Consider the following 12,706-nt stretch of genomic DNA (forward strand, 5'->3'; position numbering starts at 1 on the left):
GGCCGCCGGGGGCCCGCTTTTTTTCACACCCCCCGGGCCCGCCCCCCCGGGGCGGGGCCCCGCCCCGGGGCGTCTCAGACTCCGGCGGTCTGTGCCGCGAACTCGACGGGCAGGCGGTCGAGGCGCGCCTCCCAGGTGGAGGCGGTGGTGGTGAGTTCCCCGGGCTCGACCGTCAGGCGCAGCCCGGACAGCCGGTGCAGCAGGACGTCGACGGACGTCTCGATGATGCCCTGGCCGAGACCCTGCCCCGGGCATTCGTGCGCGCCGCCGCTGAACGCGAGATGGGCCTGGTTGCCGTGCAGATCGGTCGAGGCGTCCGGCCGGATCTCCGGGTCCAGATTGCCGGCCGCGAGGCCGAGGACGAGCAGATCGCCCGACTTGATCTGCTGGCCGCCGAGCTCCAGGTCGGCCGTGGCGAAGCGCCCCGGGCAGACGGCGAGCGGCGGCGTGTTCCACATGACCTCCTGCACCACGGCGGAGATGTTCAGCTGCCCGCTCACCAGACCGGCCATGTGCGAGGCGTGCGTGAGCACGGACTGCAGGACCCGGGCAAGCAGGTTGCTCGTGGTGGTGTGGGCGGTGATCAGGACCAGCCGCAGATGGCTGAGGATCTCGCCCTCGTCCAGGTCGGCGTGGTGGCTCAGGAGCCCGGTCGTGAAGTCGGCGCCCGGCTCGGCGCGCTTGCGCTCGGCCAGCGCCTCCAGGATCTGCATGATGCGGTCGTTGTGCGCCACGGCGTCCGCGCCGCCCTTGATGACCTGCGCACAGGACACCGCGAGCTGTCGTCCCTCCCGTTCGGGCAGGCCGAACAGCCGTGTAAGGACCAGCATCGGCAGGTACTCGGCGTACTGCGCGACGAGATCCGCGCTGCCCTCCTCGGCGAACGCGTCGATCTGCTTGTTGGCGAAGTACGTGACGTGCCGCTTGACGCCGCGGTCCGCCAGGGCCTGCAGATTGTCCGTGACCGCCGCGCGCAGCCTCCGGTGCGGCTCACCGTCCTGGGAGACGCAGTCGGGGCGCCAGGCGAGCATCGGGATCAGGGGCGAGGTGTTCTCGACGCGCCCCTCCTTCCAGTCCCGCCAGATCCGCGAGTCACGGGCGAACTGGCGGGGGTTCTCCAGGACCCGCCGGTTCTCGCGGTAGCCGAGGACCAGCCAGGCCGGTATGTCCCCTTCGAGGAGGACGGGCGCGACCGAGCCGTGCTGCTTGCGCAGCCGCTCGTAGATGCCCTGCTGGTCCTTGGCCGCGTGCTCCCCGTACAGACGGGCGAGCCCGTTGGGACCGCCGTGGGCGACCGGGCAGCCCCCGGAAGCCGGGGTCGGGGAGTTCATCGGGCGGCCTCCAGGGCGGCGGCGGAGCGTTCCTTGAGATGGCGGATCAGGGCGATGAGGACATCGCGGCTGGACCCCCGGTCCCTGGCGTCGCAGGCGACGACCGGGGTGTGCTCGGAGATGTCCAGGGCGTCGCGTATCTCCTCGATGGGGTGCTCCTGGGAGTCGGGGAAGACGTTCAGGGCGATGACGAACGGCACGCCCTGCCGCTCCATCTCCTCGATCGCCCGGAAGCTGGACGCGAGGCGCCGCGTGTCCACCAGGACGACCGCGCCGAGTGCCCCCTTGAACAGGCCGTTCCACAGGAACCAGAAGCGCTCCTGGCCCGGCGTGCCGAACAGGTAGAGCACCAGCTGTTCGTTGAGCCCGATCCGTCCGAAGTCCAGGCTGACCGTGGTCTCGGTCTTGTCGGCGACGCCGATGAGGTGGTCGACGTCGATGCTCGCCTGGGTCAGGGTCTCCTCGGTGGTGAGCGGTTTGATGTCGCTCACGGAGCGGACCATGGTGGTCTTGCCGGTGCCGAAGCCCCCGGCGATCATCACTTTGACCGAGCGGCTCTCGGCGGGCAGTTGTGAGCCCGCTGTCGTCGGCTGGTCCGGACGGTCAAAGCCTTTGAAGTCCACTGAGTACCTCCTCAAGGAGCGCGAGGTCCGCCCCATGGCCGGGTGTGGAAGCCGGGATGGGATCACGGGCGTCCACCAGGCCCGCTTCCAGCAGGTCGGCCACGAGCACCGCGAGAATGTTGAACGGCAGTCCGAGATGGGCGCCCAGCTCGGCCACCGACAGCGGATCGCGGCACCGGCGCACGATGTCCTCGTGCTCGTGCTGCATACCGGGAGCGGGGGCGGAGCGGGAGACGATGAGGGTCGCCACGTCGAGGCCGGCCGCCGGCCCACCTGGGCCACTGCGACCGCCGGTGAGCACGTAGTAGCGCTCGAGACCGGACGGTTCCGTGGGCCGTGGGAGGCCGGACCGGTGGGGGCCACTCATCCAGACTGCTCCTCCTGGCGCGGAGTGGTGCCGAGGAGCTCACCCATCCTGCGGGACAGGTCCCTCATCTGGTGCCCGAGCAGCCCTTGATCGAGCCCTTCCTTGGCCAGGACGCCGAGGTACGTCTCCACTCCGGCCCGCACCACGAACAGGTGCCCGCCGTCCACCTCGATCATCGCCAGGCGCAACTGGCCGCCGAACTTCGGGAACTGGTCCGCCACCGGCTGCGCGAGCGCCTGCAGTCCGGCGACCACGGCGGCGAAGCGGTCCACGTCGTCCGGGTCGTCGGCTCCGTACGACGTGATGGCCTTGCCGTCGCTCGACGCGACCAGGGCGAAGCGGATCTCCTGGATGCTCTCGGTCAGATCGCGGAGCGCCCAGCTCACGTCGGTTTCGTGTTGCGTCATGTGGCTAGTCGCTCTCTTCGGTGCGGGGCTCGTCGGTCTCTCGTCCAGCGGTGGCGAAGGCCGCCAAGCCGGTGAAGGACGCGTCCGGCGGCGCTATGGGCTGCGCGGGAGTGGCCGCCGGCCGCTCGGCCGCCTTGGGGGCCTCGGCACGCTTGCTCCTGCGCCGGGGCAGACCGCCCGGAGTGACGTCCGCGGTGGCTTCGCCGGCGCCGTTCGGCTCGGCGGGAGAGGCCTGCTCGGGGGCGGCGACCGGCTCGGCGGCCGGGGCGGTGGCGGCGACGGGCACCTCGGCGGCGGTGGACCCGGCCTGGGCGGCGGCGGGCACGGACACGGACGCGGCCGGAAGCGGGCTGAAGTACTTGTGCGGTACGACGACGACCACCGAGGTGCCGAGCCAGGGCGAGTCGGCGAAGGTGACCCGGATGCCGTACTTGCGGGCGAGGGTGCCGACGACCCGCAGGCCCAGGTGCGCGTCCTCCGCGAGGCCGCCGATGCCGGGGCCCTCGGCGATGCCTTCGAGCGCCTGCAGCGCCTGCTGCTTCTTCTCGTCGGTCAGGCCCTTGCCGGCGTCCTGGATCTCGATGCCGACGCCGTTGGGCACCTCCTTGCCGGACACGACGACCGGCTCGGTGGGCGGCGAGTAACGCGCCGCGTTGTCCAGGAGGTGGGCGAAGATCAGCGTGAGGTGGTCCACCAGACCGCCGTCGACGCCGAGTTCGGGCAGCTGGCGCAGCTGGATGCGGTCGAAGTCCTTGATGCGCCCGATGCCGCCGCGTACGACGCTGAGCAGACGCTGCGGCTCCTGCCACTGGCGCCCCGGCCGGTCCGTGCCGCCGAGCACGCCGATGCTGGCGGCCAGACAGTCGGCGGGGCCGATCGCCTGGTCGAGCTCCATCAGGCCCTGGGCGACGGCCGGGGTCCTGCCGTGCTCGCCCTGCATCTCGTGCAGCCGGCCACGGATCTTTCCGGTCAGTACGTGGATCCGGCTGCCGATGCTGATGACGGCCTGCTCGGCGGAGGTGCTGCGGTTGAGCTCCTCCTCGACGGCGATCAGGCCGGTCCGCAGGGCCTTGCGCAGTTCGAGCCTGAACTCCGGTGTGATCTCGGTCTCTTGCTCAAGCTCGACGGGCAGCACGTCGTCGATCGCCGCGCCGCCGCGCAGGCCCGCGATGGCGGAGGGCAGGAATCCCTCCGCGAGGCGGGCGACCAGCGCCTGCTGGCGGTCGAGCTGCCACTGCCACGCCTTGGCCTCGTCGGCCCACTGGGCCTCCTGGGCGGCGCTCTTGTCCTCGTGCTGCCGCTCCAGGGCGGCGACGTGCTGCTGCCACTGCTGGGAGTGGCTGAGCTGCGCGGTGCGCGATTCGTCGGCGGCGCGGCTCAGTCCCTGTCTCGTACGCAACAGGAGGCGGACACAGGCCGCGGCGGCCGCGGTGCCTGCGAGGCCGACGAGCGCGGCGGGTATTCGGGCCGGTTCGGAGCCGGCGACCAGCATGACGACGCTGCCGGCGCCGAGACCGGTCGGCAGCAGCCACCAGCTGTACCAGGCCGCCGGTGCACGGGCCGCGGTCGGCGGCGGAGTGGCAAGTTCCATCTGCATCCTCAAACCAACGCGATCGAAGAGTGGACAACCCAACCAAGGGGTCGCACCCGTCGCATCTCGGTACCCCGGGATGGCGGCACCCCCTCGATCACCTGCGTGATCCCCCGTACGACAGCGCGACGGCGCCGTGGGTGCGCGAACCTTGATATCGCGTCAACTCACGGCGCTGCAGCGGAGCTTATCTGGTGGGGCATGGTGTTGATCAACCCGGTCGGTCAGCGGACGGCGACGGTAGGTGATCTTCGGCCAGGGGTGCGGACGGTGGCTGGATCGCGCCGCGGATCAGTCGTCCCACAGCTCCCCGTGCCGGCGATGCGCGTCTGTCAGGCCGTTCGTGAAGTACTTCTCGTAGTAGGGCCGCTCCACATGGTGCGCCTGCAGCCAGACGCCGGGGACGTGGATCGCGTCCGTGTGCGCGGGGAAGCGGCGGTGGGTGCGCAGGATGTACGCGCAGATGTCGCGGGCGCATTCGACGACCCGGTCCTCGTACTCGCTCGCCTCCGCGAGGTAGCGCCGGCCGTAGTCCTCGCGGTAGATGCGGGAGAAGACGTCCTTGTCGCCGTAGACGCCGCCGGGGCCGAACTTCTCGCGGATGACGGCGTCCACCGCGTCGGACATCGACGCGAACGCGGGCGGGCACATGGCGGAGATCAGCTGCTCGCCATTCGGTGCCTTGAGGCCCACGGGGTGCGAGCGGACGTTGGCGTACTTGGGGAGAGGGATGTGCCAGCGCCACAGGTCGGCGATGCGCCAGCGCGGGGTGACGAAGGTGAAGCCCAGCATCTTGCCGTAGGCACGGCTGAACTTCGGGTCGCCCAGGGCTATTTGGGGGTTTATGGAGGCGTGGATCCAGGCGCCGAGGCCCATCCCCTCGGCGACCAGCATGAGGTTCTGGAGGAGCAGGTCCGCCTCGATCTGGGTGCGCAGGGGGCCGAGCGCGCCCAGGGGCAGTTTCAGCTTCTCGTTCAGGAAGCCGTTGCGGATCCACTTCCGCACGCCCGCCGGGCGGTAGAAGTTGCGGTCGTCCACCAGGGTGGGGCGGGCGCCGTCCGGCTGTGTGAGCAGGTACATCAGGGCGTTGATGTACTGGTGGGAGAGGTCCACCACCGGGAACAGCAGCGTCGTACCGGGAAGGTTGGACAGGAAGCGGTTCGAGTCCAGGTAGGCGGGGAAGTCCCGCATGCCCTCGGCGACGTCGAGGCGGTGGTCGAGGACCTGGACCTTGGACTGCCGTGCGCGGTCGGTCAGGGTCAGCGCGTCGAAGGGCTCCCCGGGCGCCGGGTCCAGCTTGCGCAGGTAGTACGTCCCCGTGTCGTTGATCAGGAAGAAGTGCGTGCCCTGCGCGTTGTCGGGGCTGCCTGCCGTGCGCCCCGCCATCGTCAGGTTCGGCTTCGCCATGATCGGTCTGCCGTTGCGGGGGTCGTCGAAGGGGCGGTCCGGCATCGTCAGACCGGTGCAGCCGGTCAGGGCGATCAGGACCGCCTCCTCCAGTTCGGTGAGCGGCTGCGGGGCCTGCTCGGACACGTGACTCATCGAGCCCGCGGGGACGTCGGCGCCGCGGCTCACCCGGTGGGTGCGGCGGCGCCAGACCGTCTCCAGGAGGGGGCGTACGAAGAGGTCGTCGAGCCCCGGGTGGTGCCCGTCCGCCCGGGGCCCGTCCCCGCCGTCATCCCGCGGCATCGCTGCCGCCGTCCCGCGTCGGCTGCACCTGCCGCCAGGGCGCGAACGCGCTCGCGTCGCGCGGCAGCAGCCCCGCGAGGTCCGGGGCGTGCCGCAGGATGACGGACTTCATGCCGCCCTTCTCGACCCAGTCCATGCCGAGCGGGGTGTAGATCTCGGGGCGGTAGTCGACGGTCAGGAAGCGGTCGCTCTGCAGGCGGCGCGTGGCCATCAGGATGAAGATGCGGAAGGCGGTGTCGCTGAAGCCGAAGCCGGTCGGCGGGTTCTCGGCGAACAGGCCGACCACGGTGTCGATCTCGTCGACCGAGTCATAGACGTCCTTGAGGCGCGCGAGGGTCTCGGGGTCCTGGGTCAGGTCCTCGAAGCGGCTGATCCGCGGCTTGTGCAGGCCCGCGCGGAAGTCGTTGTAGCGCGGCACGCCCCGCCTGCGGGTGCGCACGAGGTCGACGACGGACAGGTCGATGATCTCCCCGTCGCGCTCGAAGCGCTGCAGCGCGCGCGGGAAGTTGTTCAGGGTGATGGCGCCGGGGTGGGCGATGCCGAAGGAGTAGAGCGTGTCGGCCAGGCCCGTCTTGCGGATGGCGGCCTCGGCGGCGGCGCCCTGGATGTCGTTGAAGCCGAGGCTCTCCAGGCGCTGCCCGAAGTGGTGCTCGCGCATCACGTAGTCGTCGGGGATCAGCGGATGCATCCGGTAGACGGTGACGAAGTCCTCGGTGAGGGAGTACGGCGCCGCGTGGTGGTCCGGCAGGGTCTTGGGGATGCCGGTCAGCGAGTGGGACTCCAGGAGCCACAGGCCCAGCTTGTTGAGCCAATTGTCGGGCGGGCCCTCCCAGTTGGTGTGCAGGCCGAGGTCGATGGCCTTGGTGGCGAGGATCGCGGGGGTCCACTCCACCGTGTGGATCTTGGCGATGAGGGCGGAGACGACCAGGCGTGCCGTGTGGTAGATGCTGTTCTCGCTCATCGCGGGGTACTCGTGGCGCAGCGCGGCGCAGACCGCGTTGTGCTCGCGGGCGAAGAGGGTGTGCATCGCGCTGAGGCCCATCCACCAGCTCTCGTTGAAGCCGGTGAGCGGGATGCCGCCGCTCTGGGTGAGGGGCAGGTGTCCGTCCTCCAGGCGGAGGTCGGCGGTGCCGTCAGGTCCGCGCAGGAACTGCGCGGTGCGCGCGGTCGCGCCGTACACCTCGGAGCCGTCCCACCAGTGCGACGCGCTGTTGGCGAAGAGGATCGGGGGCCGGTCGCCGGGGACCTCGATGCCCTCGTTCTCGGCGAAGCGCATCACGTTCTCGGGTGGCCCGCCGGGGGTGTTGTGCCAGGTGCTGCCGGGCGGCAGCGGGACCTCGACAGCCTTGCCGCCGGCCGGGTAGCGGCGGTGGTTGACCCAGTCGTGGACCTGGAACTGGATCCAGGCGGCGGCCAGGATGTTGAGCGTGGTCGCGGGTACGAAGGTGTCGCGCTGCAGGAGTTCGCGGCTGACGGTGACCGGGTTCGGGGTGTCGAAGAGGTCGGGCCGGTAGTCCGGCTTCAGGTTGCGTCCGAAGGCCGCGCCGACGGCTCCCATGGACGGCGCGGAGAGGTCGTTGTACGTCCCGTCGTAGGACCGGGCCGTGCGCCAGCGCTCGTCGACGGGCGCCGGCACGGGGACGGCCTTCGGCGGCGCCTCGTGCACGTCGGTGTCGATGAGGTTGAACCGCCTGAGCGCCTTGCGCAGGAAGACCAGGTTCAGCAGGCCCGGCTCCAACGGCAGCCGATACCAAGGGACATAGCGGTTGAGTACGCGGAAGAATCCGCCGACCGGGATGCCGAGCACCTTGTTGCGCAGTGGCTCCTCGGTCGTGAAGCGCAGCCCCTGGCGGTGGGCTGCGCTGGCTTCGTACGCGGCCTTGCGGGCACGGTTGAGGTTGCCCAGGGGGCGGAACTCGTCGGTGGTGTACCAGGGGTTGAAGGCGAGCTCTTCGACGCGCCCGGCGGCGGCCTGCGCCTCGGCGGTGCTGATGTCCTGGCGCGGCACGGTGAGGCGCCCGATGGGCACCGCGGGGGTGATGGCGTCCTTCCAGTCCACGGAGCCGTCCTCGACGGGCGTGCGCTGCTCGTCGACGTAACGCTGCACGCACAAATCGAAAGCGACGTCCGACGTGACGAGGCGGTGGGCGAGTTCGCGGTGCAGGAAGCGGGGGTCGCGGCGCTCGGGCCTGGGCTCGGGGGCGCTGCCCACGACGGGGCGCAGCAGATAGCGGACCGGGCCCGCGTCGCCCCACAGGATCGCGCCGCGGCTCCAATAGGTCTCCCTGGCAAGGCTGTCGACCTTGTGCCGGGTGGCGGCCTGGATGTTGCGCCGCATCCGGGTCGCGGCGGACAGACCGACGGCGAGCGGAAGCTTCACGAACAGGCCAAGGGCCTTCTGCAGCGGGCTCGTCGCGCCCGCCATGGCCTTGGCGAAGGCGACGAACTCGCGGGCGTCACGGGCGTGCGACACCGGGTAGTTGGTGGCGAGCAGGTCGTGGCTCTCCTCGGCCGACACCGTCACCCGCACGGCGACGCCGCGCAGATCGGCCACCCCGTCGCCCTGCCGGATGCCGCTCGCGTTGGAGAGCCGCACGGTCGCCGGGTACTCGGCGCCGGGCCGGGCGAACCCGGTGCGCAGCGCATCGGGCAGATCGTCGCGGAAGGAGAGGCGGGCGTTCTCCACGCCGAGTGCGGACTTCGCGTGCTGGGTACGGGCGAGTGAACCGGCGCCGCCCGCCCGCCGGTTCTTGACCTGAACCTTCATCAGTTCGTGTGCCAGGCGCTCGAAAAGCCGCCGCTCCGCCTCGGGGCTGCCGCCCACGTAACGCTCGTAACTCTGCTCGTACTGTCCGGTGTCGGCCATCAGGCGCTTCCTTCGCACGCAGGCGTACGGGACGGGGCATGGACGCTAGTGGCGGCACCGGACGGCCGCAGCGCGGGATCTCGCCTATGTGTGGGGCCTGCGTCGCAGCTCGAACAGGCAGGCGGGCGGCGGTATTTGGGCCCGTCGGCGGGCCGTGGCGGGCGGGTGGCGCGGCGCGGGTGATCGTCCGCGAGTCCCTCTGGGGCCTCCACTCACAGCAGCCCCATGAGCGAGAGGGCGCTGATGGCCGGTCCGATACGGGTCGGCGCGCGCCCCCTGCTACTCGATGAGCTCGCCGTCGACGTATACCCAGGCCCCGTGGACCCGCTCGAACCTGCTGCGCTCGTGCAGCGCGTCCTGGCGGCCCCCGTCGGTGTACCGGGCCCGGAACTCGACCGTGCCCGTGCTGTGGAACGCCGTGCCTTCGGCGGTCGCCAGGATCTCCAGGCCCATCCAGCGCATGCCGGGGTCGAACTCGACGCGGGGCGGCCGGGTCCTCGGGTGCCAGGTGCGCAGGAGGTACGCCTCGTCCCGCTTCACGAAGGCGCTGTAGCGGGAGCGCATCAGCTCCTCGGGCACGGCGGCCTTCGCCTCCCCCCGGTGCAGCCGTCCGCAGCACGACTCGTACGGCTCGGGGTGCCCGCAGGGGCAGGTCTTGGGGCGGGTGGGGCGTCGGGACATGGGTCTCATTGTCCCCGACGGGGGCGCACCAAAGAGCTGCGGGCCAGGCCGACGCCCCTTAAGGGGCGCGGGGAACTGCGCGACAAGCCACAAATCACCCGCAGACACACACGGCGCCCCAGCAGGGGAAGAGCCGCTACGGGGCAAGAATGTCCAGCTCGTGCAGCGCACCCACCGCAATCTCCCGCGTCAGAGCCTCCGCACGGACGGCGTCGCCTTCGCGCACGGCCTCCGCGACCCGCACGTGCAACGTGACGGCGGCCGGATCCGGGTCCTCGAACATCACCTGGTGATGCGTGCGGCCCGCGAGGACCTCGGCCACGACATCTCCCAGCCGAGCAAACATCTCGTTGCCGGAAGCGTTCAGAACAATGCGGTGGAAGTTGATGTCGTGGAAGAGATAGCCCTCCAGCTGCTGCCCCCGCGAGGTGGCGACCATGCCGAGCGCGCACTCCGTGAGGGCGGCACACTGCTCGGGCGTGGCGTGCTCGGCGGCGAGCCCCGCGGCGACCGGTTCGACCGCCGAGCGCAGAACCGTGAGGGAGCGCAGCTGGCGCGGCCGGTCGGCGCCCGCGAGCCGCCACCGGATGACCTGCGGGTCGTAGACGTTCCACTCCTCGGTGGGCCGTACGGTCACGCCCACCCGGCGCCGGGACTCGACGAGGTGCATGGATTCGAGCACCCGCACGGCTTCCCTGATGACGGAACGTGACACCTCGAAGCGCTGCGCCAGTTCATCCGTACGCAACACACTGCCCGGCGGGTACTCACCGCCGGTGATGGCGGGCCCGAGGCTTTCCAGTACACGAGCGTGCAGCCCACGGGCAGGTTCGGTCATGACGTCAGGGTATGTGGGGCCCCTCGGGAACAAAAAGTCAGACTTTTGCGTCACAGCCTCTTGAATTCGTCAGACCTAATGGGTTTCAGTGACGTGAACGGACCGTCGGCTCTCCCCCGACCGGCGGTCCGTGCACGACCGATGTCGATGACGTCGAAGATGTCGATGAAGACAGCGAGGCAGGACAGCGATGAGCACCCCACACGTCGTCGTAGTGATGGGCGTGGCAGGAACCGGCAAGACCACGATCGGCCCCCTGCTCGCAGATCGGCTCGGCGTTCCCTACGCCGAGGGCGACGACTTCCACCCCCCGGCGAACATCGCCAAGATGTCGGCCGGGACCCCGCTGACCGACGACGACCGCTGGCCCTGGCTCGACGCCATCGGCGCCTGGGCGCACGGCCGCGCCGGACGCGGCGGTGTGGTCAGCAGCTCGGCGCTCAAGCGCAGCTATCGCGACCGGCTGCGGGCCGAGGCCCCCGGCCTCGTCTTCGTCCACCTCACCGGCACCCGCGAACTCATCGAGGACCGGATGTCCCACCGGCAGGGCCACTTCATGCCGACGGCCCTCCTCGACTCGCAGTTCGCCACGCTCCAGCCGCTCGGCGCGGACGAGGCGGGCGTCGCCGTCGATGTCACCGGCACTCCCCGAGAGATCAGCGAGCGGGCGTACGAGGCCCTGCTCGCCCTCGACTACTAGACCCGCCCGGCGGGTGGCTCCGCCGGCGGAAACCCCCCTCACACCCCCCGCACCCCCGTCCCCTCCCCCTGACGTACAAGGAAGACACCGTGACCAGTCTCAGCGTTGAGATGCTGGCAGCGGACGCCGTCGAGCCGATCACCTCCGCTGGCCATGCCCAGCTGGGAATCGCCGTCCTCGCGGGCATCGCCGTCATCGTCCTGCTCATCACGAAGTTCAAGCTGCACGCGTTCCTGGCCCTGACCATCGGGTCGCTCGCCCTCGGCGCCTTCGCGGGCGCCCCGCTCGACAAGGCGATCGCCAGCTTCACGACGGGGCTCGGTGCCACGGTCGCGGGCGTGGGTGTCCTGATCGCCCTCGGAGCGATCCTCGGCAAGCTGCTCGCCGACTCCGGCGGCGCCGACCAGATCGTCGACACGATCCTGGCCAAGGCGGGGCGTTCCGGCGGGCGCGCGATGCCCTGGGCGATGGTCCTCATCGCCTCGGTGATCGGCCTTCCGCTCTTCTTCGAGGTCGGCATCGTGCTGCTGATCCCGGTCGTCCTGATGGTCGCCAAGCGCGGCAACTACTCGCTGATGCGGATCGGCATCCCGGCCCTGGCCGGCCTGTCCGTGATGCACGGCCTCATTCCGCCGCACCCCGGTCCGCTCGTCGCGATCGACGCGGTGGGCGCGAACCTGGGGATCACGCTGGCGCTCGGCGTTCTGGTCGCCATCCCGACGGTGATCATCGCGGGTCCGGTCTTCTCGAAGTACGCCGCCCGCTGGGTCGACGTCCCGGTGCCCGACCGCATGATCCCCGAGCGCACCTCGGACAACCTGGACAAGCGCCCCAGCTTCGGTGCCTCCGTCGCGACCATCCTTCTTCCGGTCGTCATGATGCTGGCCAAGGCGCTGGTCGACATCATCGTCGACGACCCCGAGCACACCGTGCAGCGCGTCTTCGACGTCATCGGGTCGCCGCTGATCGCGCTGCTCACCGCGGTCATCGTGGGCATGTTCACGCTGGGCCGGGCGGCAGGCTTCACCAAGGGCCGTCTCTCGACGACGGTCGAGAAGTCGCTCGCGCCGATCGCCGGTGTGCTGATGATCGTCGGTGCGGGTGGTGGCTTCAAGCAGACGCTGATCGACTCGGGTGTCGGTCAGATGGTTCTTGACATCTCCAAGGACTGGTCGATTCCGGCGCTGTTGCTGGCGTGGCTGATCGCTGTGGTGATCCGGCTCGCGACGGGGTCGGCGACGGTGGCCACGATCTCTGCCGCGGGGCTTGTGGCTCCGCTGGCGGCGGACATGTCCGACTCGCATACGGCGCTGCTGGTGCTTGCGATCGGTGCGGGGTCGCTGTTCTTCTCGCATGTGAACGATGCGGGGTTCTGGCTGGTGAAGGAGTACTTCGGGCTTGACGTGGGGCAGACGATCAAGACCTGGTCGGTCATGGAGACGATCATCTCCGTGGTCGCGGGTGGGTTCGTGCTGCTGCTTTCGCTGGTGCTTTAGCCGGGGTCAGGGCGGGGTTCCTTTGGCCCCCCCCCCCCCCCCCCCCCACACCGACGGGGCCCCCCCCCCCCCGGGGGGCGCCCCCGAACCCCCCCCCGCGGGGTGGGCGCCCAACAC

At 70.5% G+C, this 12,706-nt stretch carries 11 protein-coding genes; 2 read left to right on the plus strand and 9 right to left on the minus strand.

All coding sequences use genetic code 11. The annotated features are described in order from the left end of the window. Positions 1-74: 74 nt before the first annotated feature. The 9 genes from ACFWY6_RS37345 to ACFWY6_RS37385 all read right to left on the minus strand — a co-directional run bounded on the left by ACFWY6_RS37345 (position 75) and on the right by ACFWY6_RS37385 (position 10,393). The gene (locus ACFWY6_RS37345) at positions 75-1,331 is read right to left on the minus strand and encodes a cytochrome P450 (protein WP_384700148.1); all 1,257 of its coding nucleotides are present in this window, start codon (positions 1,329-1,331) and stop codon (positions 75-77) included. Further along, on the minus strand, positions 1,328-1,954 hold the full coding sequence (locus tag ACFWY6_RS37350) for an ATP/GTP-binding protein (RefSeq protein WP_361816470.1): 627 nt from the start codon (positions 1,952-1,954) through the stop codon (positions 1,328-1,330). Before ACFWY6_RS37350 ends, ACFWY6_RS37345 begins: the two co-directional genes overlap by 4 nt. Then, positions 1,935-2,321, minus strand: a complete 387-nt coding sequence (locus ACFWY6_RS37355; RefSeq protein ID WP_384700151.1) for a DUF742 domain-containing protein — start codon at positions 2,319-2,321, stop codon at positions 1,935-1,937. The genes ACFWY6_RS37350 and ACFWY6_RS37355 overlap by 20 nt, the downstream gene beginning before the upstream one ends. Further along, positions 2,318-2,728 (minus strand): roadblock/LC7 domain-containing protein, encoded by a 411-nt coding sequence (locus tag ACFWY6_RS37360; RefSeq protein ID WP_360772370.1) that lies wholly within the window; start codon positions 2,726-2,728, stop codon positions 2,318-2,320. Before ACFWY6_RS37360 ends, ACFWY6_RS37355 begins: the two co-directional genes overlap by 4 nt. 4 nt (positions 2,729-2,732) lie before the next feature. Continuing rightward, positions 2,733-4,319, minus strand: a complete 1,587-nt coding sequence (locus ACFWY6_RS37365; protein WP_384700153.1) for a sensor histidine kinase — start codon at positions 4,317-4,319, stop codon at positions 2,733-2,735. A gap of 291 nt (positions 4,320-4,610) precedes the next feature. After that, positions 4,611-6,008 (minus strand): hypothetical protein, encoded by a 1,398-nt coding sequence (locus tag ACFWY6_RS37370; protein WP_384700155.1) that lies wholly within the window; start codon positions 6,006-6,008, stop codon positions 4,611-4,613. After that, positions 5,995-8,874: a peroxidase family protein gene (locus ACFWY6_RS37375; RefSeq protein WP_384700157.1), complete on the minus strand. Its 2,880-nt coding sequence runs from the start codon at positions 8,872-8,874 to the stop codon at positions 5,995-5,997. Before ACFWY6_RS37375 ends, ACFWY6_RS37370 begins: the two co-directional genes overlap by 14 nt. Positions 8,875-9,153: 279 nt before the next feature. Then, positions 9,154-9,555 carry a YchJ family protein gene (locus ACFWY6_RS37380; protein WP_384700159.1) on the minus strand — a complete coding sequence of 134 codons (402 nt, stop codon included), beginning with the start codon at positions 9,553-9,555 and terminating at the stop codon, positions 9,154-9,156. A 136-nt stretch (positions 9,556-9,691) separates the two neighbouring features. Next, positions 9,692-10,393 (minus strand): FadR/GntR family transcriptional regulator, encoded by a 702-nt coding sequence (locus tag ACFWY6_RS37385; protein ID WP_384700161.1) that lies wholly within the window; start codon positions 10,391-10,393, stop codon positions 9,692-9,694. 190 nt (positions 10,394-10,583) lie between these two features. Between ACFWY6_RS37385 and ACFWY6_RS37390 the strand changes: the two genes are divergently transcribed. Beyond that, a complete protein-coding gene (locus ACFWY6_RS37390; protein ID WP_384700163.1) occupies positions 10,584-11,093 on the plus strand; it encodes a gluconokinase in 510 nt (169 codons plus the stop codon). Positions 11,094-11,182: 89 nt separating this feature from the next. Then, positions 11,183-12,589 (plus strand): gluconate:H+ symporter, encoded by a 1,407-nt coding sequence (locus ACFWY6_RS37395; protein ID WP_384700165.1) that lies wholly within the window; start codon positions 11,183-11,185, stop codon positions 12,587-12,589. Positions 12,590-12,706: the final 117 nt, after the last annotated feature.

The sequence above is a fragment of the Streptomyces sp. NPDC059037 genome (assembly GCF_042740015.1).
In the GTDB taxonomy this organism is placed as follows: domain Bacteria; phylum Actinomycetota; class Actinomycetes; order Streptomycetales; family Streptomycetaceae; genus Streptomyces.